We start from the raw sequence: 26084 nt of genomic DNA, 5'->3' as shown, positions 1-26084 counted from the left end.
AGTGCCAACTATATCTATTATGAACAAATAATATGCAAACTTCGCAAGGAATACTAATGTATATCTTAGGGACATTACAAACTTTAGGCACGGCAAAGCAATAGAGAGCGGCTGTTAGCCACCCTTTATGTTTCGATAGCAGAAAAAACTAGCTACCAAACAATCGCCGAGCAGCCCCTAAGCCTTTAACCCAGCATTGATCAAGCTTTTCGGCGCAAGGCTTTATCGAATCCTCTCGGCCAATACAATGATGGAAATCTTTCTCGATGCGGGGCATATTTTCTAGCCAGTGATCAGTATCAATAGCCAAGCGCTGCAATATTTTTGGTTCAGCCATTTTAATGGCGCCTTTCTTATTCGGTAGTACTGCACGTCCGGTCCAATCAATTAACTCAAGATAATCGCGCCAATAAAAAGGAATAACGCCAGTCGTGCGCTGACCTTGATGCACCGAATCGGCCGTGGGTAGGTGGTTCTTTTTGGGGGGCTTACAGAATTTGGCGAGTTTAATATTTTGCTTACTTTCCGTTTTTTTAGTCGGCTGCCCTAAGGCCTGAATACGCTGCTGTATAGCGGTAAAATCACTGGTTTCAGGCAATGCTGCCATGCCTGCGCGCACAGGGTTTAAGTCGACATAGGCCATACATGTAATTATCGCCTGCTCATCCAGTAGCGCCTGGCTTTTAAAGCGGCCCTCCCAGAAGCGACCAGAACATTTATCTTCCGCATTCGCCAAGCGCGCTATATGCTCGTTCAAACAGCGCATAAACCAACTGATGCTACTTAACCGTTCACGCCATTCAGCGACAAGGTCATCAACTAAATATTGCTCTGCCTTGCTTAATGGTTTATTTTTTAATACTTTAAGTGTCAGCTCATTGCCTTTAAATAACATCATCCAGCGACGAATAACGGTTTTATCACTCCAGCCTGCAGCTTTGGCAGCATCGATATGCAGTACTAAGTGATAGTGATTGGACAATACTGCGTAAGCGGCGATATCAATAGAAAATATGTCACTTAGCTCCGCTAACTTATCGGAAATCCATTCGCGGCGATGCTCATAGTTTTTACCGCTGTATTTATCTTCGCCCATTAAGAACGAACGCTTAATACAACGTGAGCAAATATGAAACCAACTGGTTTGATCTAAAGAAATCAACCTTCTACGCGCTTGCGTCATAAAAACACCCTTCAATAATTAGCTCCACCTTATAAAGGTATAGCTGATGAACGAAGGGATTGCCTTACCGTTTATCGAGTTTTGGATGTCCTATCTTTTTTTTAATGGGATTTTATTACGCACTATATAATGCCCATGTGAACACCCCAAATTAACCGAGAAACGGCTTTAAGGTGTAACGCTTAAGCCGAATAATTTCGAAAAAAAACCATGGAATCGCTTGACATTGTCGCCAGCCGGGGCCGGAAATTTTTATTTTTCAACCCTGACGAGAATGTCATAACCATGATTCAACGCCGCGCCGATTCAGTGACCGAAACCCTCACCGATAATACTGTTATGAGTGACCTCTTCGGCCCCATCAAAAATGCATTAGCCAAAGTCCGCTTTTCCGATAATATTTTTCAGTCGCTGTCGATGGAAAGTTTTATGCTCTTTGGTGCAATAAGGCAATTCACACAAAGTGCCACGCTCAGGGACCACATTCAACAATTATGGCATTGCGACCCGTCAGCGTCGCGCGTGCCTCTAGCGCGCTCAACGTGGTCGGACGCGCTTTCGAGTAGAACACGCTGCATTATCGTCCAGCAGTGCGTGGCCCATTTAGTGAGCGCTGCGCGCGAGGCTCTTCCCAATAAGCTTGCCGGTGTTCAGGGCTTGGGAAAGCGCCCTGTTCTGGCCATCGATGCGACCTATCAAAAGGAGTCTAGCCATTTTCTGCGTGTCCTTCCCAAGGAGGGAGGTAGTGACAATCAAAAAGGCCATATGTTAATGACAGCCTATGATATACGACATGGCATTCCCGTTTGTGTTCGCACTGAAACAGCGTCGATAGGCGAGATGAGCGTTTTAAAAATGATGGGAGAGGATAAGCGAGACTGGACGCGTATTCGCAATGCAATTTATGTCGTGGATCGCGCTTTTATTGACGGTCAATACTGGGAGGACCGCCAAACAGAGGTTGATGCGAGTGTCATTACCCGCATGAAGGCCACGCTCAACTATACCCAAAAGGCCATTCGGCCACTATCAGAATCCGCGTGCAATGAAAATGTCATCAACGACTACGAGATTGAACTACAAAGCGGAAAGTTACCTTGGCGGCTGGTTGAGTGGCGCTCCCCTGAGGGTGAATTTTATCAATATTTAACGAATGACTTTTCGCTTGAACCCGGTGTCGTTGCGTTTTTATACTATCGCCGCTGGGATGTAGAGAAATACTTTGATAACTTTAAACATGACTTAGTCAACGCTAAAGCTTGGGGGAAAAGTGCATGCGCTATTGAGTTGCAGGCTCTGCTAGGGCTCATGACTTACGTCTCAACGATGCTATTTTTGTTGCGGCGAAAAGATGACTTGGCGATGCCTGATGGCGATATGACTCAAAGTAAAAAGCACGCACGAAAAATGGCTCTCTACCTGCAGCGCGAAGATATTGAGCACGAAAATGAGGAGTGCGACGATGATGCATGCGATATTGAATCCGGTGAAAAAAATATCAGCGATTATATTTACCCGGATGCATACCGCGCTTTTTATACGCAGCTCTCACGTATTACACGCCAAATTTGGAGGTTTTTAAAATACAGCTTTCGCCATAAAAGCTCCCAAACACTGTATGAGAGGCAACTTAAGCCTTTATTAATGAAGTACCTCTGATTATCGACCGGACACCGATACCCAGATTATGATCATTTGAAATCATTCACTGATTGTCGCGAATTGGTAGTTGGCTATAGGTTCTTTAGGGTTGCGAGGTTCCTCGCCCAAGGATTATCAATGAATAGCTGCATAAGACTGCATAAAAATCAAGCGCTAGGAGTGATGCTGCTGTCGACTGAGCGGTATGAGGGGGGAGTATTATTTATGGGAGCCTTCATCGCCATTGCATAACTTGAAAAAAGATTGAGTAATTTTTGAGGTGTTTCGGTTTCTACATGTCCTATAGGGTGTAATGTAGAGCTCTTTTGTTATTTGGTCAGCGTGAAATTATCAATGAGCTATAGGCCCATACCATTCTAGATGTTGGTGCGAAAAGGGTTTTAAGAAGGTTTTTCTATATTAAGCCTCGCTCACTTTTACCAAAGAGTTCGTGCAAAAAGTGCAACAAAGGAGTGTTCAAATCAGTGGTAAGTATATGCTATGAGTTATCTCATATTGCTATATATGTGTGTTGTATCGCAATTGTGTTTGAAGTGCGTAGCGCGTATCGTAATGCGGTAGTTTAGCAATGTATAGTATCTTTTGCGGTTGATTATATATGCTAAGTTTTTTCGCTTAAGTAATAATTTAGTTTAAACATATTTTCTTGAATTTAAAGTCCCAATCCTAAAGTCGCTTATTGCGCTAAAATTTTCGGGGCCGTTCGAGCTATCCTTAGGCGCTATTCATGCGTTCCCGGCGCTTTCATGCTCCGTAATATCATCCCAATAACCTCAAGAAGTATTGCACTAGATTATTTGGTGTTTTTTGGTGCTTAGGAGTTGCCAGATTAAAAGTGGTAAGGTGCTCCAGAATGGGCGGTGCTCTATTTGTAGGTGTTCAGTCAGTGGGGAAGGCTTGAGCGACCCGGAAAAGAAAGAACCGCAACCCTCTGGAACACTCTTCGTCCAGAATATTAGACCTCAAGATCTAAACTCGAGTTGTTTAGTAGAGGTAGTAAAATAAAAATATTTTTGAGGTGATGCCGAGGGTGTATGTCTTTATAGGTGAGTGGATTGCTATGTGCACCACTTGAGTTATTGGGAGGTAGTGCTTTTTGTATAAGCAGATGATTACATATCATGGATACTCTCTCTAAATAAGACGATAATATACGAAGGTCAAGAAATGAAATTTATTACTTTTGCATCACTGTTATTAGTATCTGGGTCGGCTGTTGCTGCGTTGATACCATCTGAGCGGCACTATGTTTTTACTGGGGAACAAGCGAGGGATATGGAGCCGTGGCCTAATAAAACTATCGATTATTTTTATGATGATAGTATGGCGAGTAAAGATGATCTCAAGGTTAGGATTGAAGATGCAATTGACTATTATGAAAAAAATACTTCGCTAAAATTTGTTGAAGTCAATACTCAATTAAAAACTGATCTTAGAATTAAACTGATTCCCGAAGGTGAAGACGGCATTAATAGGGCTACCATTGGGTATAATTATGATACTCCTGCATTGGTCCCTAGAGTTATGCATCTCCGAGATGGCGTGGATGTCGGAGTCATAATGCACGAGTTGTTTCATGTGGCAGGTTTTAGGCATGAGCATCAAAGGCCTGATAGGGATTCTCATATTGATTTTGATCTAGATCAAATACAAGCAGACGGCAGCTATAAATCGAGCAATTATGGTAAAAAAAGTTCAAGCAGAACAATTGGTGCATATGATCATGCTTCAATTTCGCATTATCGTAGCGCTTACTTCGGTGAAAAGATAGATCCTGAAAGAACTGAGGCTGTGTTGGCTGAAGTTCAGCCCTATGCTCGAGCATTTAGGTTGAATTTTGAAGATTTTACCCCGGAAAACATCTTTGATAATCCATCATTACATATTCAAGACCTTCATAATGGTACCCCTCTTGGCGCATTGGATTTTAAATTTGAAGATGTCCCCAGTAGCTGGCATTCTGCGCTATGGGATTTTGTGCCTACAGATACCCCCAATGTATACAAAATAGTTTCATATTGGGGAGATCATAATTCTTTACACGTGGCTGATGCACCTTTTAGTCCTATGCCAATAAAAAGTGATAGCTCTAGTTTTTCACTTGCTGATGCCACATGGGAGGTGATTCGAGATGGCAACGTTTTTAGAATAAAAAACGTTAGTTCGGGGCGATATTTGACTGTGGGAATGGGAACCCTTTTATATACGGATGTCGAGTCTGAAAGTCGATTTTTATTGCAAGAAGTAATGACTCGCGGACAATATTCAGATCAAGAATTGACGCCGTCTGATAAATTAGCGCTAAGTGTTCACTATAATGATTTCGTAAGAATTCAAGTCGCTGATAATACGGACTCGATTGCTGATAACAAATCATTGAGAATGTCACATAGTGATCCCTATGGGGATCCGATGCTAGAGGTATTACCAATTATTGATGGGAACAATCAGTATTGGAGTGCGATGTGGGCAATGGAGAGAAAAGGAAGTTATTTCATGATTAAAAATCGCTGGACTAATGAATATTTAAATACTGAAAATGCTAACTTTTCTCAAGCGACTGAGATTCGAATGGACCCCGCGGGAACAGAGAATCATTTAGGTGCAGATATCAGCCAGTGGTACTCGGCTCAGTGGGAGCTAGTTATTGATGATGATTCTTTCAAAGTGAGAAACCGCTGGACAGGACGTTGGCTAAATGTTGTGAGCGATAGTTTGGTTACTGAACCTTCAACATTTCAAAATTCTGTTCGCTGGGACTTTAGTCGAGTTGATGATGAAGTTTATGACTGGCCAGTGGCTAATTAATCTAAGCTAAACCGGCGTGGCATAGGCAATTTAATAGTAGATCATGAAAAGCGTGATCTACTATTTTCGGTTATGGCGCATCAGCTTGCAAAGAAAAAAGATAGGACATCCAAAACCCGATAAACGGTAATGCAAAAAACTCGGTGATTGGCTATACCTAAATGACTAGGTAGTGTTTATTACTGAGGTTTTTTATGACTCAAGCACGTAGAACATTGATCTCTTTAGATCAGACCAGCTGGTTCCATATTTGCTCACGCTGTATTAAACGTTCATTTCTCATGGGCGAAGATAAATACAGCGGTAAAAACTATGAGCATCGTCGCGAATGGATATCGGACAAACTTGCTGAACTTGGGGATATATTTGCGCTAGACATCGCAGCATACGCAGTATTGTCAAATCACTATCATTTGGTACTGCATATTGATTCGGAAAAAGCAGCAAGGTGGAGTGATAAAACGGTTATTCGACGTTGGATGATGTTATTCAAAGGGAATGAATTAGCCCTTAAAGTGTTAAAAAATCAGCCTATCAATGAAGCAGAGCAATATCTTGTCGATGACCTTGTTGCTGAGTGGCGTAAACGTTTGAGCAGCATTAGCTGGTTTATGCGTTGTTTAAATGAGCATATCGCACGACTCGCAAACGCGGAAGATAAATGCACTGGCCGTTTCTGGGAGGGGCGCTTTAAAAGCCAGGCTTTACTCGATGAGCAGGCGATTATTACCTGCATGGCATATGTCGATTTAAACCCTGTGCGCGCGGGCATGGCGGAGCTGCCAGAAACCAGTGATTTTACGGCTATTCAGCAGCGCATTCAGTCTTTGAATAAACCCGCTAAAAAAGCTAAAGATAAAAAGCCCATTAGGCTGGCCAATTTCTGTAAACCACCTAAAAAAAAGCACCTTCCTACTGCCGATTCTGTAGACCCAGGGCAGCGTTCTACAGGTGTTATTCCCTTTTACTGGCGCGATTACCTTGAACTCATCGACTGGACGGGGCGAGCTATTCTACCCAATAAGAGTGGCGCCATCGCACTTGCATCACCTAAAATATTACAGCGCCTAGAAATTGGCGTGGATGACTGGCTAGAACATATGCCCCGCATCGAAACCGATTTTCACCATTGTATTGGCCGCTGTGATTCCATAAAACCCTGTGCAGAAAAACTCGATCAATACTGGGTTAAAGGGTTGGGCGCCGCTCGGCGATTGTTTGGTTGTTAGATACCACTTCATTGTACCGATACCATAGCCCCCATTATGTTGGTGGATTCATAGTTGATGTCTAATAGGCGTCACCCCACGAAAAACCACCTCTTTTTCGAAAAAATTGTATAATTACTAACAAAAAGATAGGACATCCAAAACCCGATAAATAACAAAAAGATAGGACATCCAAAACCCGATAAACGGTAATGCAAAAAACTCAGTGATTGGCTATACCTAAATGACTAGGTAGTGTTTATCAGAAAAAGATAGGACATCCAAAACCCGATAAACGGTAATGCAAAAAACTCGGTGATTGGCTATACCTAAATGACTAGGTAGTGTTTATCACTGAGGTTTTCTATGACTCAAGCGCGCAGAACGTTGATCTCTTTAGACCAAACCAGCTGGTTCCATATTTGCTCACGCTGTATTAAACGCTCATTTCTCATGGGCGAAGATAAATACAGCGGTAAAAACTATGAGCATCGTCGTGAATGGATATCGGACAAACTTGCTGAACTTGGGGATATATTTGCGCTAGACATCGCAGCATACGCGGTATTGTCAAATCACTATCATTTGGTACTGCACATTGATGCGGAAAAAGCAGCAGGGTGGAGTGATAAAACGGTTATTCGGCGTTGGATGATGTTATTCAAAGGGAATGAATTAGCCCTTAAAGTGTTAAAAAATCAGCCTATCAATAAAGCGGAGCAATATCTTGTCGATGACCTTGTTGCTGAGTGGCGTAAACGTTTGAGCAGCATTAGCTGGTTTATGCGTTGTTTAAATGAACATATCGCACGACTCGCAAACGCGGAAGATAAATGCACTGGCCGTTTTTGGGAGGGGCGCTTTAAAAGCCAGGCTTTACTCGACGAGCAGGCGATTATTACCTGCATGGCATATGTCGATTTAAACCCTGTGCGCGCTGGCATGGCGGAGCTGCCAGAAACCAGTGATTTTACGGCCATTCAACAGCGCATTCAGTCTTTGAATAAACCCGCTAAAAAAGCTAAAGACAAAAAGCCCATTAGGCTGGCCAATTTCTGTAAACCACCTAAAAAGAATCACCTTCCCACAGCCGATTCCGTAGACCAAGGGCAGCGCTCTACAGGCGTTATTCCCTTTTATTGGCGCGATTATCTGGAACTCATCGACTGGACGGGGCGAGCTATTCTACCCAATAAGAGCAACGCCATCGCACTTGCATCACCTAAAATATTACAGCGCCTAGAAATTGGCGTGGATGACTGGCTAGAACATATGCCCCGTATTGAAAAAGACTTTCATTACTGTATCGGCCGCTGTGATTCCATAAAGCCCTGCGCAGAAAAACTCGATCAATGCTGGGTTAAAGGGTTAGGCGCCGCTCGGCGATTGTTTGGTTGTTAGAAGCTACTCCGTTGTACCGATACCACAGCCCCCATTATGCTGGTGGGCTTGTATTTGATGTCTAATAGGCACCACCCCACGTAAAACCAGATCTTTCTCGAAAAAATTGTATTGTTACTCAATCGTGGCATCCACAGTTTGATGGTTTTCGTAGGTGGGTGTTAGGCTTAAAATCAATTATTATTGGATACCCTGTAAATATTCACTGTAAATATTTTTAGTTTTAGATGTCCTATAAATATCCTATAAATAGTGTGAACAAACGTAAACGTCTCGCCAACCACACCTTTTAAGCTTTATTAAAACGCCAAGGCATAAGCTCATCCAAGCTGCAATTTTCCTTGGGTATCTGATTTAACAGATGTGATAAATAAGCATAGCAATCAATACCATTGGCTTTAGCGGTTTCTATCAGTGAATACAAAATTGCACTGGCATGTGCACCGCGGGATGTGTTGCAAAATAACCAGTTTTTACGACCGATCACAAACGGTTTGATCGCGCGTTCTGCTCGGTTGTTGTCGATCGTCAATTCTCCGCTTTCGCAAAAGCGAATGAGTTTGTGCCACTGCCGCAGTGTATATTCTACAGCTTTTCCGATAGCTGTTTTCGGCGCAACCTGGTTAACGGTTTTATCCAACCATATTTTAAATTCGTCCAACAAAGGTAAGGTTTTTTCTTTCCGCGCCGCCAGTTTCTCTTCCGCCGAGAGTCCCTTAAGCGTTGACTCAATCCGGTAAAGCTTCTGAATATGCAACACGGCCCAATCGGCGCGGCCCGTTTTACCCTTAGGTTGCGCGCGCTGGGCCTCAATAAACTTTCGGCGAGCGTGCGCCATGCAGCCAACAAGCTCTACTTTGAGGTTGTGATAGCCGGCATAACCGTCCACTTGTAAATAGCCGGAATAATCGCCTAAAAAACTTTTCGGGCACGACGCCGCCCGACTTGGGTGGTAATCGTAAAGTACAATGTTTTTGTGTGGGCTCGACGTTTCTGGTGAATCGGACCCTGTGCAATACACCCACATATAACTTTTTTGTTTATCGTCATTAATCACTTTTAACGGTGTTTCGTCGGCATGTATAACGCTCTGCTCTAAAAGGGTGTCTTTTAAGTGCTTTACGATAGGTTTACATACATCGGCACAACGAATCATCCAATTAGCCAGTGTTTTTCGGCTTAGTGTAATGTCCAGCTGCTTAAACAACTGCTCTTGGCGGTACAGTGGTAGTGCAAACTGGTATTTCTGGATAATAATTTGAGCCAGTAAATTGGGGGTTGCGATGCTTTTAGGGATAGGGGATGCTGGCACATCAGCTATTTTGATGGGCGTATGCGTATTGCTCTTCTCGCAAGTGCGACAGGCATATTTTGGGCGAACGGTTTCAATTACCTTCACCGACGCCGGAATATACTCAAGCTGCTCACTGCTTTCTTCGCCAAATTGATGCAACTCACCGTTGCAGCACGGGCAGACTTTTTCTTCATCGGCAATGTCAACGATGCGCGTCTCGCGCGGCAAGTCTTTGGGGAGCGGCTTTCGCTTGGGTTTAGCTTTAGGACGATCCGGTACGTTGCTTTCTTGTTGCGCCGCTTCTTCCGTAATGTCCTCATTCTCGGAAGACGCTTCAGTTTCCGCCTCATTAAAAAGAGAGGGTTGGATGCCGACCTTTTCACTCGATGGGCTAAACTGCCGATGGCGCGCAAGATTAAATTGCTCAAGCAGAAAGTCGCGCTCAGCCTTAACTGACGCTAACTGTTCGCGAAGAACTTTATTTTGTTTCTGTAAATCTTGAGCATTTTCCATGGATGGATTTTACCATCCATGCACAGAAAATTAACTCACAGAAGAAAAATAAATCGCTTGATGACCTTCAATATCGTAACCGTCCAAAAGCCAATGCAACTGCTGCTCGTCGATATTAAAAACTTCAGCACATCGTGTTGGCCACTTGAAGCGAGACTTTTCTAGGCGCTTATACCAAAGTGCGAAGCCTGTTTTATCCCAGTACAGTATTTTGATTTTGTCGCGAGCGCGATTCGAGAATAGATATAGGCTCGCATTAAATGGATCGAGACCCAGCTCCTGCTCCACAACCAATGCCAACCCATTGATCGACTTCCGAAAATCAACGGGGCTGCGATATAAATAAACAGCCGAGGGTTCTATAAAGCAGCGCATTAGGCGAGAGCTTTTACGAAGTCAGCAACCCATGCTGCCGGCTGGCTCGCTGGCAGACTAATGATCGTATTTCCAGCCGTAACCTCAATGGTGCTTGTGCTGGAGCTAACGCGAGCCACAGCAAAGCCCGACCCCTTGGGTGTCTCCTTCAACAACGCCTGTTTACGCAAACTGAAATACTTGTCGTTGATACCGTGCTGCTTGCAAAACTTGACAGCCGTTAGCCCTGATTGCGCCTGCTCCTCAATCAACGCCTGCCATTGTGCTTTTGTTCTTCTTTTCATAAGAGTGCCTTTTTCTGGGAAAGGCACTAGTTTACGAGGGAAAGATTGGGTGGTTAAGGTGTGGTTGGCGAGACGCTTACGAACAAACCGTTAGTGGCTTGCTGGCTGTATTGGGAGATTATTTGACCATCGACCCCCAGCCCGGCGGTATGCATATTATCGCGCGCCCAAGATTTATTGGCCAAGCAAGTATTGATGATTGCAAGTTAGCCCAGCGATGTATTAAAAATGGTCTTTATGCGAATGCGCTGTCTACTTGGTATACGGCACAACCACTGCAAGGGCTGTTGATGAGTTATACCAATATATCGTCCCCCTGAGGCGTTTTAAGAATATGCGAATATTCTTAAAACTAAAGTATTTGGCGCACACTAACAGCAGCCATATCGCCGGGAATAATAGGGAACTCTTGTACTAATTTACTCTCGATACTAAAGCTATGTAGCAAACACAGGTGAGGAATAAAAGATGAGAAATATCAACACATTTGCAGCATTAAAAACAGCTATAGCCATTGGTGATGTGCAGTCAGTGAAAGATTTATTACTCAACGAATCTATTGTAGAGCTCGAAAAGTCTTACCTTGTTGACCTAGCCGAACTAAACGGCAACGCGGATATTATAGCGCTACTCAAAGCCATTCCTGTCGAGAAGTAGCTCGCTAATATAAATTCTAGGAAATTTAGGCGCTCAGCGTTTGCTCTGATAGGTTTTAGCCTGCCATTACAGGCGCAACAGCCATACAAAGTGCTCACGTTATTTGTTTGCATGATACAATTCGGCGTTGATTCTCTCACCCTTCCTAGAAACGGCCAGAACATTTATCTTCGACATACTGGTTTTTGCTAATGCTTTAGCGATTCTTTAAGCCAGTGCCTATTTCTAGGGGGTAGATTCATGATCTGTGTTCCACAATGAAGGTTGCTATAACTTCGGTGACTAGGTGAGAGCAATAATACTTCTATATTTGACGCCGTAATATAAAGCGCACTAATAAACCTTTCAACTAGCCACAAAAAAAGGGGCGCTATTGCTAGTGCCCCTTTTTACGTTAATGCCCGCTTATTGAACCGGTGGGCAAGCCGTACCGCCGTTGTTACCGATAGGTAGTTGACCATTTAGCTGTTGGCGAATGTTATTTACACGTTCGCGGGTAAAGTTAAGAATACCTTTATCGGGGCCGTAAAAGCCTGCGCCGCGGCCATCGCTTACATCGGTGCCATCGGGCAAACCCTGCTCTAATGCCGTTCGCCATTCTTGGTAAGTATAAAACTTAGTCGGGTCGGCTTGCACATAGGGGTCGATAAGGTCTGCTATCTCGTTCATCTGCGCACGCAAAGCGTCTTCGTTAAATACTGTATCGATCAAGCGCTGTACTTCGGCATGGTATTGCTGACGTAATGCAGGGTCTTGCAATACGGCATCCAGCATTGGGCGTTGCGAGTTGGTGTCGTGAATGGGATTATCTAAAACGTGATCCACGATATCGCAATCTATGCGAACGGGTGTTTCGCCACCAAAACCACCGCCGAAGCCTCCTCCAAAACCGCCACCAAAACCACTTCCAATCGGGTTGATTGTAGTTGCAACACCGTTCCCCCAAAGGCCCATTGATAAGTTGTAATCCCAAGGGAGTAAAGTAAACGTGCCTTTGCTGCGCTGTTCGTAAAGGTAAAAGTTATTTGCCGTTGCACCAATAGGGCTATCCATATTGCCTAGCAATACCGAGGCGGCTAAATATTTCACGGTCAAGTCTGCGTCCACATAATCCAGTGGCGTGCCGCTGTTATTAATACCGTTTAAGAAATTAACAATAGCGGCCCCCTCTTCTGGCGTGCCTATTGTTTCATCGTTAGATTTTAAACGCAGGCCGCTGCTATAGGTAGCGTAGTTGTTATCGGTCCAAGTTAAGCGCTGGCCAATTTCACCTTTATACAAATCACCTTGATCGTCTTCATCTTCAGGGAAATGTTTTTCTAGGAATTCCCCGTCGATCATTTCGATCATTTGGTAAAGCCCCATATGCTCGGCACCCACATACAAATCAACATAGGTAATTTGTGGCGCAGGCACGCCGGCTTCTGCCATTAAGCGGTAGGCGATGGTATCGCGCATAAATGTCGGGTCGGCAAAACTTTGGTTGAAGACAATTTTCTTCATGCCCATAAACTTCTGATCGACATAGCGGTTCATATCCACTTTAAAGCCATAGCGAATAGAATTGCGAATAGACATTAAGGAACCTTGGCCTTTAATGCGGAAGCCCACGTCATTAATTTTTGCGCCATTCATGGAAAAATTGGCCGAGTAATATTCTTCATCAGATGGAGCCGCCAGCATGGCTTGCCAATCTTGCTCGGCAATATCGATGCGCACTTCAAAAACTTCGTTTTTACTGAATAAAACATAAGCCACGTTAGCTTCGTTGGGCGTAGGGTAAAGAGTTTGCAGCTGATTATTTAAATAGCCGTAACTGCGGCCATTTTTGCTGTTATCGTTACTCCAAGCTAAGTAATCTACTTCTTCATTTTGTTTGAATAACGATAGTGAATCCTCGCGGCCTAGGCCAAAGGTAACATTAGCGGTGCCGTTAAAGGCTGCATCGTTGCCGGCGGTGATTACGATCCGTTCGTTCGCTGCCAGTGAAATATTGGGTAAAGCTTCTAAGTCGCTGGCGTCATCGGCTAAAGAGTAGTCGCCAAGGTTAATGGCGCTAGTGCCAGTATTGTGCAGTTCTACCCAGTCGCTGCCTTCAAAAAAGGTCGGGCGGTCTGATTGTGGTACTACTTCACTAATACGCAATGCCGACCCGCCGGTTGGGTTTCCACGTGGAATCATGTCCGGCACTTGGGCAAGCTGGTTGGCCGCATTGGGTGTGGGCTGCAAAATATGTAATGCATTATTCAACCAGCCAAAGCTAAAGCCTTCGTCGGCTTGGCCTTCTTCCCAGCTAAGGGCATCGACAACACCGCCTTGGTAATACAGCGTTACGCTATCGCTTTTGCCTAATTTAAAAGGAACAGACAGCGCAGGAGGGTCGATTTCGTCGGCATCCATTGCAGCCACAACAGCATACTGCCCGGGGGCCAAAGTGAGGTTTGTGAGTGGCAAAATGTCACTGCCGCTATCGGCTAAGGCAAAGTTGCTTAGGTTAATGGTGCTATTGCCATTGTTATATAGCTCGATCCAGTCGTTACCCTCCAGAAATGCATCGTCGCCAGATTTGGCCACAATTTCACTGATTATCAGTGCTGAATTACCCGGGGTTTGATCTACGCTGCTGGCGGTTGCTGAACTAGAAGAGGATTGTGCGAGTGAAGAGCTGGATATTGTGGCTATACTTGAAGTAGTGTTTTGAGTGGAAGATGTAGTGCTACTACTGGTTGTACCACCAGTGCAGGCGCTTAAACCTATAATGCTGGATAACAATAATACGGTGTGTTTTGGGGTGGTCATGATTAAGTCCTCGTGAATCTGGACAAAATTGTAACCACTTTAAAAACTCATAATTAGCCATATTTGGCATTATTTGGTACATAATTGGCATTATTTGCAAATAATGTTAGGTCTATCTCAAAAAATTAGCACCGTTATACATTATTTATTCTGTGAAAAATCTATACTCGACCGACATTACGAGTGCAGCGCCAATCGATTAACCTAATCGGTCAAAAATAGCGGGCAATGAGGTTAAATAAGTACATCTCTGGGTCTAATATTTTTTCCGGCAAAGCTACTCATAATATATTCGCTGAGTGTTTCATTTGTATTACATAACAAAGAAGCATTGAATACTGCATTAGCAAACAGACTTAAAGTGGACCGCTTATGACCGCCTTAGCATTTGACTCATTTATTCGTGAGCCGACGCTCTTTGAAGCTGAAATCCAAAAATACAGTGCCCACGGCCTGGATGATTTAAAACGCGCGCAATTGATGAATCGCATAGATACTAAGTTTGTTGTACCAACAGCTGTCTTACCCGCGCTATTAGAACAATTGAGACCCCATTTTTCTGTACTGGAAATAGGCAATAAACGACTATCGCAATACGAAAGCACTTATTTTGATACGTCTGAATATTACTTTTATCATCAACATCATCGGGGGAGGCTGAATCGCTTTAAGGTGCGCTTTAGGGAGTATGTGGATACCCAAACACGCTTTCTTGAAGTTAAATTCAAAAACAACAAAAAAAGAACCGCTAAAAATCGAGTAGCCATAAAAGAAGACGGTTTATTCGATATTAGAAATCACGAAGACTTTTTACGTGAGCTGAATGTTCCACAATGCCATCGCTTAGAACCTAAGCTGGTCAATCGCTATCAGCGCATAGCCTTAGCCAGTGAGGCTCGCGCAGAAAGGCTTACGATTGATATTAACCTAGAGAACACGGTAGGTTCGGAATACGGCCAGGTAGCACTAGGTGATTTTGCCATACTCGAGCTCAAACAAGAAAAGTTAACACGCAACTCAGTGGCCTTTGATGTTATTCGCAAGTTAAACTTAAGACCGCGGGGTTTTAGTAAATATTGTATGGGCTTGGTGATGACGTTAGATTCTAACGAAATCAAAACTAATCGTTTTAAAAAGAACGCGCGCCATATTCAACTTCCCACTAAAGAGATAGATGTACAGACATGCTTAGCTTAGATTTCCTATTCCGTTACGGCCTATTGTTGGTCGGTTGTATTTTTTTATTACGCGTTATTTATTTCCGTATTTCGCCTAATCGCGAATCGGTTTTTAGCTTTTTCCTTTTTGCTAATGGCGTATTTATTGTAACTTACTTGCTACACGGCATTGAACTTTCTATGGGCTTTGCCTTTGGTTTGTTTGCCGTATTCGCCATGCTGCGTTACCGAACAGAAGCCATTAGCATCCGCGATATGACTTACCTGTTTATTGTTATTGGCATGGCGCTAATGTGCTCGGTTGCCGAATTACTGCACTGGGAATTAGGCCTATTAGTCGCGTTGGTTAACGTCTTGGCAGGGGTTGGTGAATCGCGTTTTATATCGCCGCCGGTCACCGAATACCGCATGACATACGACAAAGTGCAACTTATTGCACCACAGCATCGGGCAGAGCTTATACAGGATTTAGAATCGCGCTTAGGCGTTAAAGTCAAAAATGTAAGCGTGGGCCGTATTGATTACTTAAGCGACAGCGCCCAGCTGATCGTATTTTGTGAAGACAGTAAAGCTTAACTTATTGCTCTACCCTAACGTTGCATTAGGTTTTCTGTCCAGGAGCTTTTAGAGTGGTATTTATAGCTTTGAACGGAGATTTTTTTGGGTTGATACTAGTCACTCTAGGTGAGATCCAGAAAAATTGAGTACGACGCTAGAAATGCTGCTATAGAAGCAGCGAAGCGATCCTGGGCCAAAAGTTAATGCAACGTTAGGGGCTACTGTTAGGCATAAAAAAACGGCGTGTTTTTTACACGCCGTTTTTTTATGCCTACTACTAAAGGGTATTTTTTTAATCCTGCTCAGAATGCACATGTGGCTCGACTTTTTTGTAACCCAAGCTGGTGTGGTGTTGGCCATCTTTAGTATCGCCAGCCAAGATAGCACCCCAAGCGCGAAGCTTCTCGAAGAACAATAGCATAACGCCCACCGCTGCCAGCGCGACAAACAAGCCCAGCTCTTGCAGCCGATGGTATTCGTTAAAGCAGGTCCAAATAAATTGCCCTACACAAAGTGTCGCGACAAAAAGCAGTGTAGGTTTACGGCCAATTAAACCCACAATAAATACCCCCAGCGGCGCGCCTAAAGCAACGACTGGAGCCGCTGCTAGCCAATTTTCAAATACCCCGGGTTGAATATCGCCAGCGAGCAGTTTGATCAATAAGCCATATACCGAGGCAAATGCCATAATAACCACAGAAGTTGGAATGGCTATTTTAAGGTCTGCACGGCAAAGCAATACCAAGGCCGCATACACGACCATATCAATCCCTACCCCCGTTACCGAAACAATCGCTGCACTAGAAACCGCGCCCAGCAAAATACCTAAGCGAAAATCCCAACCTTCGTTAAAGTCGATCATGCCGCTGTGGCCTGCAATTTCATTAAGCCGGTATAAATGCAATAAACCAAAGCTCGCCCAAACCACAGCAAATACGACTTTAATCCACAGCTCTGGCACAAAAGGGGCAAAGAAGAATATGCCGATAGGAGACCCCACCAAAGTACCCAGCATGGCGCCTTTTAGCATTGCTTGGGCTAATGGTTGCCGGCGTGCCCAAATAAAAATTGCGGCGCTGGTCATGCCAATAGACTGAACGGCGAAGCTAAAGTCACGCCCCAAGCTTGCCGGCATATCAAACAGCAAAACCAATACGGGGAAACCAACGGTGCCACCGCCCATCGGGGTAGAGCCGGCTGCGTAGCTACCCAGCGCCATGGCTAAGGCCATGGGCCAATGCTCTTGCGCCGTAGCCCAATAGTCTAGGCCAACAACCAGCCATAACCACCCGATATAAAACGCCAGCAGCCATAAAGCCCATACCCAAACGTAGGTTTTTGCAGGTGGAATAAGTGACATAGTGATACTCAAGGTTTGTGGCAAGCTAGCTATTGTGATTGAAAATTCTGCGCTGCAATTTAGCGTAGGCTTATGCAGCGATAACCCTAAAAGCCGCAGTTGAACCTAAAAACCGCAGTTGAACCATCAAAGTCTACGCTCCCTTTGGCGCACCTCGCGCGGTAAACATGGTTCATCAGCAATAAAGCGACTGCACGTGTTTACTACACACCATATACACCATGGGAGTAAGCATCTTTTTGACTCTCACTGCGGTTTCTAGCATAGCGATTACTCAAAAAGCACTGGCATAAAAAAACCCCAGCTGCTTTCGCAGCTAGGGCTTTTGTGCGAAGCGTGAAGCGTTTTACTTTTTCTCTTCGCGACGTGCTTTAGCTGCGGCCATAACTTTCTCGGCAACTTGCTGTGGGCAAGGTGCGTAGTGCGAGAATTCCATAGAGAACTGACCGCGGCCAGAAGTCATGGTACGCAAGCTACCGATGTAACCAAACATCTCAGAAAGCGGTACATCCGCTTTAATACGAACGCCAGTTAAGCCTGCTTCTTGGCCAGCAATCATACCGCGACGACGGTTTAAGTCACCAATCACATCACCTACGTGATCTTCTGGTGTGAACACGTCAACTTTCATCACAGGCTCAAGTAATTGAGGGCCCGCTTTAGGCATAGATTGACGGAAAGCGCCTTTAGCAGCGATCTCAAACGCAACAGCCGAGGAGTCAACGGCGTGGAAGCCACCGTCATACAATTCAACTTCTACATCCAATACGGGGAAGTGCGCTAATGGACCTTCGTTCATCATGCCTTTGAAGCCCTTCTCAATCGCTGGGAAGAATTCTTTAGGCACGTTACCGCCCACAACTGTGGAGGTGAAAGTGAAGCCAGTGTTTTGCTCGCCGGGCTTGATGCGGTAATCAATTTTACCGAACTGACCGGAACCACCAGATTGCTTCTTGTGCGTGTAGCTATCTTCAATTTCTTGCGTAATAGTTTCGCGGTAAGCAACTTGCGGCTCACCAACAACCAACTCAACGCCGTAAGTACGCTTAAGGATGTCGACTTTAATGTCTAGGTGAAGCTCACCCATGCCTTTAAGAATGGTTTCGCCTGAATCTTCGTCAGTTTCAACGCGGAACGAAGGATCTTCTGCCACCATTTTACCGATAGCAACGCCCATTTTCTCTGAGCCGCCTTTATCTTTAGGTGCAACGGCAATAGAAATTACAGGCTCAGGGAATACCATCGCTTCAAGCGTACAAGGGTGCTTAGGATCACAAAGCGTGTGACCGGTTTGTACGTTCTTCATGCCCACGATTGCGATAATGTCGCCAGCTTGTGCGGTATCAATTTCGTTGCGGTCGTCCGCTTGCATTTCAACCATGCGGCCAACGCGTTCGGTTTTACCGGTGAAAGAGTTAAGGATGGTGTCACCCTTGTTCAATACACCCGAGTAAATACGTACAAACGTTAGGGCGCCAAAGCGGTCGTCCATAATTTTGAACGCCAGTGCGCGCAATGGCTCATCAGCAGAAACAATCGCTTTTTCGCCTGTTGGGTTACCTTCTTCGTCAGTTAAATCCTGTGGATCAACTTCGGTAGGGCTAGGTAAGTAAGAAACAACAGCATCTAACAACAACTGCATACCTTTGTTTTTAAAGGCAGAACCACAGTAAGTTGGGAAGAAGGCTAGTTCGCGGGTACCTTTACGGATACAACGGTTAATGTCTTCGATAGAAGGCTCTTCACCATCCATGTAAGCCATCATCAAGTCGTCATCCATTTCAACAGCCATTTCAATCAGCTGCTCGCGGTATGCTTCTACGTCGTCAACCATATCCGCAGGGATATCGGTGATTTCGAAGTTTTCGGGCTGACCAGTAGAGTCCCACACGTGAGCTTTGCGGGTAAGCAGGTCAACAACACCTACGAACTCGTCTTCACGGCCAATAGGCAAAACCATGATCAGTGGGTTAGCACCCAATACTTTCTTAACCTGCTCGGTAACACGCAAAAAGTCTGCGCCGATACGGTCAAGCTTGTTCACGAAGATGATACGTGAAACTTCAGATTCGTTCGCATAGCGCCAGTTAGTTTCTGATTGTGGCTCAACACCACCAGAACCACAAAATACACCGATACCGCCATCAAGTACTTTAAGCGAACGGTAAACTTCTACGGTGAAGTCAACGTGCCCAGGGGTATCGATAACGTTAAAGCGGTGATTGTCCCAAAAACAGCTTACCGCTGCCGATTGGATGGTAATTCCGCGCTCTGCTTCCTGCTCCATGAAGTCGGTTGTTGATTCACCTTCGTGAACCTCACCCAATTTATGGATTTTACCAGTTAGCTTCAAAATACGTTCTGTAGTGGTAGTTTTACCTGCGTCAACGTGGGCAAAAATACCGATGTTACGGTAAAGGGATAAGTCAGCCATTACTTTTTACTCGGATTGGAGTTGTCAAAAAATCGCGCGTAAGTATACAGCGTAATTTTGTGGAAATCTCAACCAACCGGCATTAAGTCGCACCAGAATGGACAAATTTTCTCGATATGTTGCCGTTTTATTCATTTTTTAGTGCGCATTAAACATCGCAACTCCGTTAAAACGGGCAACAGCCTAAGCTACTTTGGCACCTAAAATTGCAAGCCGCCATTAAAGTAACACACTGCCATTAGGTAACACTTAATGACAAAAGTGTGACTTTAGTGCTGGATTTATTGGCAAAATTTACCCTAAGTGCTGGATTTATTGGCAAAATTTACCCTAATGGTCTAGCTGAAAACCTACTGCAGGGCCTGAACGGCCTAATATTGGAACTTATTGTCACTGTAACAAAAAGATCACAACTATTTTCTTGCGTATGCGTCATTTTGTGTTACCTTATGTAACGTGAAGTAACACTTCGCACCGTCATGCAGAATTACCTGCATGGAGGTATCAACCAAATATGCGAGAGAAACACTATGAACAAGCTTGCTGTTGTACTACTAGCTCTACTAGCGTCTAAAGGCGTTGTAGCTGGTGAGGTTGATGCCACGAATCCACAAGTCGCTGAGCCAGCAACCCTGGCATACGCAACTGCGGAAACAGGCATCGACAATTCTGAATGGGCTCTTGGCCCTGTTAACCTGCCTGTTACCGCTGCGCAGCACGAAAAAATTACCAACGTTACCGATGCGATGAACTCACAAGTCATCAATAAGCTGTACGTTGAGCTTTACCGAAGCCTAGAAAAAGAACTCTAGGCTTCTTTGAACTCTGAGCATGCTCAGGTAAGTATGGATGCTGGCTCGCCTTTGGCGAGTGGTGGTGACGCTGTTTGGACGAGGCACTACCGACCTAACAATACGGCTCTCCCTTCAATGTATTGTTATTTTTATGCGATGTATCGCACCCTGTACCAGCCAATCTTTCCCTCGTGTTTTGGTACAGGGGCTTTTTTCTTAAGGCGCTTCTACTGATTCTATTTTCTGTGTTATCTCTGCCAGCTGTTTTTGCATGGCGCCATCGACTTCGTGCGGTTTAATGCGCTTGATAATTGAAGTTAAAACCCGAATTTCGTTTTGATCTAACTCACCGTCGCGCTCTGCAATAGCCAAAATTTTAGCCAACTCGCTTGCATCTAGTTTGCCGTCGTTGGTAAACACTCAATAGAGCGAAAAGACATCTCCAAGTAATCCCGTGACTCTGACATAAAAAACTCCTATTTCCTGTGGTTGTATTGGGTAATGATCCTAACTTATCCTTTATAACGCTCTGCCAATATGGCGACGCGTTCTACATAAGCTTGTGTTTCAGCATAAGGAGGGATGCCGCCGTGGCGTCGTACTGCCCCGGGGCCAGCATTGTAAGCGGCTGTTGCTAAACGAGTATCACCGTCAAATTGTAGCAACATTTGCGACAAGTACCGCACACCGCCGTCGATATTCTGGTAAGGGTCGTACCTATCCTCCACGCCTAAATCGGCAGCTGTGCCTGGCATTAGCTGCATTAAGCCCACTGCACCCACATGGCTTTTAACACCGGGGCGAAAAGCGGATTCGGCATGGATTACAGCCCTTACTAGCGCGGGGTCTACACCGTACTGCTGGGCCGCTTGCTCTATAGTGCTGGCAAATTTTTCGGGGTAAAGGCGAATACTGTACCAGTCGATTTTTGAGTTAACATCGCAGGCAAAGCATTTATAACTGAGTACTTCGTATTCCTGGCCTTTGGGTGGGCGATCGGAAAACGAGGCGGTACCCTCGTCGGAATATTTGTATACCTTGATTTTTTTCTTGTGGGCGCTAGGCGAGCGTTGGTTAGACACCTTCATTTTTTTGCCGCTGGAACCCACTATGGTATTGGTGGGTATGTCGTCAGCCCATGCCAGCGAGGTACTGAGTACAGCAACAATAGTGGCGATGAATAAAGTGTTACGCATGGGCCTATATTCTTAATATTATTTGCGATGAGTTTAGCGCAAGCAGTGCTGTGTTTGCGCTAAACTGTCTCAGTTTTTGCTGTTTTGCGTTAATTTATAGCGTTTGCCACGCATTCTTGCAGTAGTGCTTAAAGCGCGAGCCGCCATAATATAGGCTTGGTACCAGTAATAGCGTCACGGCCGTGGCAAATAACACACCAAACGCCAGTGATACCGCCATTGGTACTAAAAAGCGCGCTTGCGTGCTTTCTTCCAGTAACATCGGTGTTAAACCTGCAAAGGTTGTAATAGAGGTAAGCACAATTGGCCTAAAACGGTCTTGTGCCCCCTGCACCGCCGCTTGCCAAGCTGTTTTGCCCTCGTGGCGTAACTGCTGAATGCGATCGAGCAATACTAAATTATCGTTCACGACAACACCTGCACAGGCCAAAAAGCCCAAGATGCTCATCATGCTGATTTCGAACCCCATGATCACATGGCCAATCACCGCTCCCATAAAACCAAAAGGCACCGCTGTAAGCACCAACGCCGGCACGGTATAAGACTTAAAGGCCACACAAAACAGGCCGTAAATTAGTACTAAAGCGAGTATAAAGTTTACGATAATGTCGTGCACAAACTCATTTTCGCTTTCCATGCTGCCACCTACCGATAAGCTAAAGCCTGGGTATTGCGCTTGCCATTTGGGCTTGCTAAAGGCCATTAAGTCACTGACGATTTTTGTTGCACTCACGTTGTAATCTTTGCGTACCTCGGCCGTAATGGTAAATGTGCGCTTGCGGTCCTCACGCATAATGGTGGTGTAACCGGGTACATACTTTAAGGTGGCCACTTCGGTAATGGGCGCTTCGATTAAGCCATCGGGCGAGGCCTGGCGAATATACATATCTTCTAGGGTGTCCATCGTTTCGCGCTCTGTACGTGGGTAGCGCACCATCACGCGTACATCTTCGCCGTTGCGTGGCACCCGCTGCACCTCATCACCATAAAAAGCTTGGCGCACTTGCTGGGCAATTGTTTGTAGCGAAAACCCCTGCGTAGCGGCGCCAGCTTTTAGATCTAGCTCTAGTTCAGTACGCGCGCTTTGGTAAGTGTCTTTTACATCGTACACCCCCGGGTAACGTGCCAGCTCGTGTCTTACATCGGCCAGTGCACGCTCGACTACGACGGGGTTATCGCTGGCAACACTTAAACGCAAAGCAATCGCTTCGCCGACTTGGTTAATGGTAAACGCTAAGTTGAATTTCTCGGCTTCTGGCACATCGCCAATTAATTCTCGCCAGCGCTGGGTAACCATTTCGGTACTAATATCGCGTTCTTCAGCGGGTTTTAACGCGAGGGTGGCCCTTAGGCTGTTATCGGTTGCCCAGGTTTGTAAGCTTTCCACAAAAGGCTTGTTTTGATTGTCCGTTAATAGCGCGGTGTCCTGCTTTAATGCCTCGGCGGCATTTTCTACCCGCTTGAGCAGTGCTTCTGTACGCGCGAACGCACTGCCTTCGGGCAGCTCTATCGTTAGGCCAATAAATTCACTCGGCACAACCGGCATAAAACTACCGCGCACCCAGCCACTGGTAACAACCGCAACACTTAAAAAGAAAGCACTTAAAAACAATGCCAAGGTAATTGGGCTGTTATTAACTGCCGCCTTTACCCAACGGCCAAACCGGTGATGCGCGAAGTGTTCGAGTTTATCGGCAAAGAATTGTTTGCCTGCAGACAGTGTTCGCACCAGCTTGTAACGGCTGGGTGGTTTATCGCGTAAGTGCGCCAAGTGCGCTGGTAAAATCAGTAGCGATTCAAACAGCGAAAAAATCAAACACAGAATCACCACCACCGGAATCGGCTTAGACATATCCCCCATCATGCCGGGCAAGGTCAGCATGGGCGCAAAAAAGATAATGGTACTGCCCACGGCAAATAGCACCGGCTTGCTCACAGCTTTGGCGCCACCGGCAGCGCAAGCATTCCCCTGTAAACCACGCTGATGCGATGAGTAAACGCTTTCGCCGACAATAATGGCATCGTCCACGAGAATGCCCAGCACCAGTATCATGGCAAACATGCTCACCATATTGATGCTAATACCGGCAAAAGGTAGCAACCAAATAGCGCCCATAAAAGCCACACCAATGCCAGCGGACACCCACAGTGCAAGGCTAGTACGCAAAAACAGCATCAAGACTAAAAACACCAGCAGCAAACCGCTAATGGCATTGGTAATTAGCAGGTTCATGCGGCCCTTAAATAACAGCGACCAATCCCGTGCTACGGCCATTTGCATAGTCGCTGGAATTTGATTGGCGTGGGTGTGCATGTAATCTTTGACGGCGCTGGTGGCTGCTAGAATGTCGGGGTTATCGCTGACAAAAATGTCCAAAAATACCGCGCGCTTGCCATTAAAGTGGGCAATTAAATCCTTCTCGGCCAGGTCATCGCGAATGGTGGCGATGTCGCCTAGGTACAGCTGGCTACCATCGGCTGCCGCCCGCACCACGACAGAGGAAAAATCGTTGGCCGTGTAGTTTTGGCCGCGGGTTTGCACTTGGATATTACCGGTTTGGCTTTTGACGATGCCCGCAGGTACATCTAGCGATTGTGCTGCGATTGCGCGGCTAACGTCGTCAAACGTAAGCTGATATTGCCTTAGAGTGTGCTCTGAGACTTCAATGCTTATCTCGTCGTCGCGTGAAGCGCGCAACGAAACCAAAGACACCGCATTCAATAGCCCTAATTCATCGCGCAGCTGCGTGGCTACCCGCTTTAATTCAATTTCGCCAGCATCGCCATACAACGCAAGGCTCATTACCTCTTTGTTGGCAATTAATTGCTGAACTTGTGGCCGCTCTACATCTGTGGGGAAGGTGGTAATGGCATCCACCCGCGTTTTTACATCGTTTAGTAGCGCTTGAATATCCTGACCTTTGACGGCCTCGACGCTTACGTTGGCGTAACCTTCGCGGGCTTCACTGGTAATGCGGTCTATGCCATCGAGGTTGGCGATGGCCTCTTCTATGCGCACCACAATTTGGGTTTCTACTTCTTTTGGGCCAGCGCCGGGGTACACCACGCCCACTTGAATAATATCGAGCGCTATATCGGGGAAGACTTCTTTGTTCAGTTTAAACAGGCTAGAAAAGCCGCCCAATAAAATCATTACCATGCACAAATTGGCGGCAATGGGGTTTTCCACAAACCATTGAATTAGCCTATTCATGGCTGGCTTTACCCTTAGCGCCACTGGCAGCATTAGCTTCTTGCGGTGCCAATGTTACCGCCATGCCGGCATGCATTAACGCTTGGTCCCGAATAGCATAGCGCGCAGGCTTATCTACGGGCGCTAGCAACCAAACAAAATCCCGGCTACTTTGCAGTACATTCGCAGGGTAAATGCCAATGGTGTTATTCGGTTCGACCACATACACCCAAGCACCGTTATACAACGCCGTGTGCGGCAGCTTCACCACATTTTTTATTGGGCTGCCGGCTATTGTTGCATTAACAAACGTGCCAAACCTAAAGGCCGGATTACCTTCAGCAGATAAATCCGCATAAACGGTATACAGGCGGTTAAGGCTGCCAACATCAGGTGCTATGCGTGTAATTGCCCCTTGCCAAGTTTGGCTAACCCCCATTAACGCGCTGGTAAAACTTGCGCGCGGTTGCTGCGTAGGGCCGAGCGAAATCAAAGCGCGTTCTTTATGGGTAAGGCGTAAAGGCACTACGGCACGGGTATGGTCAATAAGCTCGGCTACTGGCGTCGATACAGAAACCCATTGGCCCACATCGGCCATGCGCTGGCTAATCACCCCACTAAAAGGCGCCTTAATGCGAGTGCGTTCTATGTTTAATTCCGCTTGCGCGACATCGGCTTTAGCCGCCGCCAAGGCCGCCTTGGCTGAGGCAAGCTGGGGCTTGCGTAAAAATAAATCGTTCGCCGCCGCATTACCCAAATCGCGCCATTCTTTTTTCGCCTGAAAGGCCCGCCCAAGCTCCTGCGCTAAGGCTTCTTCGGCTGTTGCCAATTGCGCTTGTGCGCGCGATAACTTGTAGCGGTATTCCCTGCTATCAAGCGCCAGCAGTACTTGCCCTTTCGTAACTTGCTGGCCTACATCAAAGTCAGAGTGAACACTTGCTATCTCGCCAGATACCATAGCGGCAATCTTCACCCGCGCTTTAGGTTCTAAAGTGCCCTGAGTGTGAACGTCAATGGTATGGGTTTGCGGGCTTGCCTGCGTGGTGTAAGCCAACAGCGGTTCGGCTTCTAACTGGGGCCTAGGTTTAGCTTTTGGTGCAAAGGCAAAGACCGCAACAATTAAAGCAATGCCCAAAATCAGCGCACCCCCAGCTAGGGCAAACTTAGACGATGTTTTCATCAGTAAA

At 45.8% G+C, this 26084-nt stretch carries 20 protein-coding genes; 9 read left to right on the top strand and 11 right to left on the bottom strand.

All coding sequences use genetic code 11. From position 1 onward, the window contains the following. Window positions 1-148 precede the first annotated feature (148 nt). Entirely contained in the window at window positions 149-1183 is a 1035-nt protein-coding gene (locus MARGE09_RS21185) for a transposase (protein ID WP_236985170.1), read from the bottom strand. A 210-nt stretch (window positions 1184-1393) separates the two neighbouring features. Between MARGE09_RS21185 and MARGE09_RS21180 the strand changes: the two genes are divergently transcribed. The 4 genes from MARGE09_RS21180 (at window position 1394) to MARGE09_RS21165 (ending at window position 8262) form a co-directional block, all read left to right on the top strand. Further along, window positions 1394-2842, top strand: coding sequence for a transposase (locus MARGE09_RS21180; protein WP_236985169.1), 1449 nt, complete (start codon window positions 1394-1396; stop codon window positions 2840-2842). A gap of 1170 nt (window positions 2843-4012) precedes the next feature. After that, the gene (locus MARGE09_RS21175; RefSeq protein ID WP_236985168.1) at window positions 4013-5653 is read left to right on the top strand and encodes a M12 family metallopeptidase; all 1641 of its coding nucleotides are present in this window, start codon (window positions 4013-4015) and stop codon (window positions 5651-5653) included. 194 nt (window positions 5654-5847) lie between these two features. After that, window positions 5848-6882: a transposase gene (locus MARGE09_RS21170; RefSeq protein ID WP_236985167.1), complete on the top strand. Its 1035-nt coding sequence runs from the start codon at window positions 5848-5850 to the stop codon at window positions 6880-6882. Between the two features lie 345 nt (window positions 6883-7227). Next, the gene (locus MARGE09_RS21165) at window positions 7228-8262 is read left to right on the top strand and encodes a transposase (RefSeq protein ID WP_236985166.1); all 1035 of its coding nucleotides are present in this window, start codon (window positions 7228-7230) and stop codon (window positions 8260-8262) included. Between the two features lie 289 nt (window positions 8263-8551). On the opposite strand, the gene tnpC is transcribed toward MARGE09_RS21165, so the two are convergent. The 3 genes from tnpC to tnpA are packed head-to-tail and all read right to left on the bottom strand — an operon-like array spanning window position 8552 to window position 10728. Beyond that, window positions 8552-10069 (bottom strand): IS66 family transposase, encoded by a 1518-nt coding sequence (gene tnpC, locus MARGE09_RS21160; protein WP_236985165.1) that lies wholly within the window; start codon window positions 10067-10069, stop codon window positions 8552-8554. Between the two features lie 30 nt (window positions 10070-10099). Then, on the bottom strand, window positions 10100-10444 hold the full coding sequence (gene tnpB / locus MARGE09_RS21155; protein ID WP_236985164.1) for an IS66 family insertion sequence element accessory protein TnpB: 345 nt from the start codon (window positions 10442-10444) through the stop codon (window positions 10100-10102). After that, the gene (gene tnpA, locus MARGE09_RS21150) at window positions 10444-10728 is read right to left on the bottom strand and encodes an IS66 family insertion sequence element accessory protein TnpA (protein WP_236985163.1); all 285 of its coding nucleotides are present in this window, start codon (window positions 10726-10728) and stop codon (window positions 10444-10446) included. The genes tnpB and tnpA overlap by 1 nt, the downstream gene beginning before the upstream one ends. Window positions 10729-10850: 122 nt before the next feature. Here tnpA and MARGE09_RS21145 point away from each other — a divergent pair, with 122 nt between their 5' ends. Together MARGE09_RS21145 and MARGE09_RS21140 are read left to right on the top strand one after the other, a co-directional pair. Further along, on the top strand, window positions 10851-11048 hold the full coding sequence (locus MARGE09_RS21145) for a hypothetical protein (RefSeq protein ID WP_236985162.1): 198 nt from the start codon (window positions 10851-10853) through the stop codon (window positions 11046-11048). Window positions 11049-11196: 148 nt separating this feature from the next. Beyond that, window positions 11197-11385, top strand: a complete 189-nt coding sequence (locus tag MARGE09_RS21140) for a hypothetical protein (RefSeq protein WP_236985161.1) — start codon at window positions 11197-11199, stop codon at window positions 11383-11385. 405 nt (window positions 11386-11790) lie between these two features. On the opposite strand, the gene MARGE09_RS21135 is transcribed toward MARGE09_RS21140, so the two are convergent. Beyond that, complete coding sequence (locus MARGE09_RS21135) at window positions 11791-14184, bottom strand: CotH kinase family protein (RefSeq protein WP_236985160.1); 2394 nt, start codon at window positions 14182-14184, stop codon at window positions 11791-11793. 372 nt (window positions 14185-14556) lie between these two features. On the opposite strand from MARGE09_RS21135, the gene MARGE09_RS21130 reads away from it, so the two are divergent. Continuing rightward, the gene (locus MARGE09_RS21130) at window positions 14557-15381 is read left to right on the top strand and encodes a polyphosphate polymerase domain-containing protein (protein ID WP_236985159.1); all 825 of its coding nucleotides are present in this window, start codon (window positions 14557-14559) and stop codon (window positions 15379-15381) included. After that, window positions 15369-15938: a DUF4956 domain-containing protein gene (locus tag MARGE09_RS21125; protein WP_236985158.1), complete on the top strand. Its 570-nt coding sequence runs from the start codon at window positions 15369-15371 to the stop codon at window positions 15936-15938. Before MARGE09_RS21130 ends, MARGE09_RS21125 begins: the two co-directional genes overlap by 13 nt. 274 nt (window positions 15939-16212) lie before the next feature. On the opposite strand, the gene MARGE09_RS21120 is transcribed toward MARGE09_RS21125, so the two are convergent. Both MARGE09_RS21120 and fusA read right to left on the bottom strand, forming a co-directional pair. After that, a complete protein-coding gene (locus MARGE09_RS21120) occupies window positions 16213-17280 on the bottom strand; it encodes a sulfite exporter TauE/SafE family protein (RefSeq protein WP_236985157.1) in 1068 nt (355 codons plus the stop codon). A gap of 346 nt (window positions 17281-17626) precedes the next feature. Further along, on the bottom strand, window positions 17627-19714 hold the full coding sequence (gene fusA, locus MARGE09_RS21115) for an elongation factor G (protein WP_236985156.1): 2088 nt from the start codon (window positions 19712-19714) through the stop codon (window positions 17627-17629). Window positions 19715-20244: 530 nt separating this feature from the next. Between fusA and MARGE09_RS21110 the strand changes: the two genes are divergently transcribed. Beyond that, the gene (locus MARGE09_RS21110; RefSeq protein WP_236985155.1) at window positions 20245-20526 is read left to right on the top strand and encodes a hypothetical protein; all 282 of its coding nucleotides are present in this window, start codon (window positions 20245-20247) and stop codon (window positions 20524-20526) included. A gap of 198 nt (window positions 20527-20724) precedes the next feature. On the opposite strand, the gene MARGE09_RS21105 is transcribed toward MARGE09_RS21110, so the two are convergent. From MARGE09_RS21105 to MARGE09_RS21090, 4 genes are all read right to left on the bottom strand, one after another. Next, window positions 20725-20928: a hypothetical protein gene (locus MARGE09_RS21105; RefSeq protein ID WP_236985154.1), complete on the bottom strand. Its 204-nt coding sequence runs from the start codon at window positions 20926-20928 to the stop codon at window positions 20725-20727. A gap of 92 nt (window positions 20929-21020) precedes the next feature. After that, entirely contained in the window at window positions 21021-21704 is a 684-nt protein-coding gene (locus tag MARGE09_RS21100) for a lytic transglycosylase domain-containing protein (protein WP_236985153.1), read from the bottom strand. Between the two features lie 94 nt (window positions 21705-21798). Beyond that, a complete protein-coding gene (locus MARGE09_RS21095) occupies window positions 21799-24918 on the bottom strand; it encodes an efflux RND transporter permease subunit (RefSeq protein WP_236985152.1) in 3120 nt (1039 codons plus the stop codon). Continuing rightward, window positions 24911-26077 carry an efflux RND transporter periplasmic adaptor subunit gene (locus MARGE09_RS21090; protein WP_236985151.1) on the bottom strand — a complete coding sequence of 389 codons (1167 nt, stop codon included), beginning with the start codon at window positions 26075-26077 and terminating at the stop codon, window positions 24911-24913. Before MARGE09_RS21090 ends, MARGE09_RS21095 begins: the two co-directional genes overlap by 8 nt. Between the last annotated feature and the right edge of the window lie 7 nt (window positions 26078-26084).

The sequence above is a fragment of the Marinagarivorans cellulosilyticus genome (assembly GCF_021655555.1).
GTDB classification, from domain to species: Bacteria; Pseudomonadota; Gammaproteobacteria; order Pseudomonadales; family Cellvibrionaceae; genus Marinagarivorans; species Marinagarivorans cellulosilyticus.
This window is presented reverse-complemented; position numbering and strand designations above follow the sequence as displayed.

Bases quoted from the DNA above. Each gene is read 5' to 3' on its own strand.
- MARGE09_RS21185 (WP_236985170.1), bottom strand. From the start codon at position 1,183: ATGACGCAAGCGCGTAGAAGGTTGATTTCTTTAGATCAAACCAGTTGG.
- MARGE09_RS21180 (WP_236985169.1), top strand. From the start codon at position 1,394: ATGGAATCGCTTGACATTGTCGCCAGCCGGGGCCGGAAATTTTTATTT.
- MARGE09_RS21175 (WP_236985168.1), top strand. From the start codon at position 4,013: ATGAAATTTATTACTTTTGCATCACTGTTATTAGTATCTGGGTCGGCT.
- MARGE09_RS21170 (WP_236985167.1), top strand. From the start codon at position 5,848: ATGACTCAAGCACGTAGAACATTGATCTCTTTAGATCAGACCAGCTGG.
- MARGE09_RS21165 (WP_236985166.1), top strand. From the start codon at position 7,228: ATGACTCAAGCGCGCAGAACGTTGATCTCTTTAGACCAAACCAGCTGG.
- tnpC (WP_236985165.1), bottom strand. From the start codon at position 10,069: ATGGAAAATGCTCAAGATTTACAGAAACAAAATAAAGTTCTTCGCGAA.
- tnpB (WP_236985164.1), bottom strand. From the start codon at position 10,444: ATGCGCTGCTTTATAGAACCCTCGGCTGTTTATTTATATCGCAGCCCC.
- tnpA (WP_236985163.1), bottom strand. From the start codon at position 10,728: ATGAAAAGAAGAACAAAAGCACAATGGCAGGCGTTGATTGAGGAGCAG.
- MARGE09_RS21140 (WP_236985161.1), top strand. From the start codon at position 11,197: ATGAGAAATATCAACACATTTGCAGCATTAAAAACAGCTATAGCCATT.
- MARGE09_RS21135 (WP_236985160.1), bottom strand. From the start codon at position 14,184: ATGACCACCCCAAAACACACCGTATTATTGTTATCCAGCATTATAGGT.
- MARGE09_RS21130 (WP_236985159.1), top strand. From the start codon at position 14,557: ATGACCGCCTTAGCATTTGACTCATTTATTCGTGAGCCGACGCTCTTT.
- MARGE09_RS21125 (WP_236985158.1), top strand. From the start codon at position 15,369: ATGCTTAGCTTAGATTTCCTATTCCGTTACGGCCTATTGTTGGTCGGT.
- MARGE09_RS21120 (WP_236985157.1), bottom strand. From the start codon at position 17,280: ATGTCACTTATTCCACCTGCAAAAACCTACGTTTGGGTATGGGCTTTA.
- fusA (WP_236985156.1), bottom strand. From the start codon at position 19,714: ATGGCTGACTTATCCCTTTACCGTAACATCGGTATTTTTGCCCACGTT.
- MARGE09_RS21110 (WP_236985155.1), top strand. From the start codon at position 20,245: ATGAACAAGCTTGCTGTTGTACTACTAGCTCTACTAGCGTCTAAAGGC.
- MARGE09_RS21100 (WP_236985153.1), bottom strand. From the start codon at position 21,704: ATGCGTAACACTTTATTCATCGCCACTATTGTTGCTGTACTCAGTACC.
- MARGE09_RS21095 (WP_236985152.1), bottom strand. From the start codon at position 24,918: ATGAATAGGCTAATTCAATGGTTTGTGGAAAACCCCATTGCCGCCAAT.
- MARGE09_RS21090 (WP_236985151.1), bottom strand. From the start codon at position 26,077: ATGAAAACATCGTCTAAGTTTGCCCTAGCTGGGGGTGCGCTGATTTTG.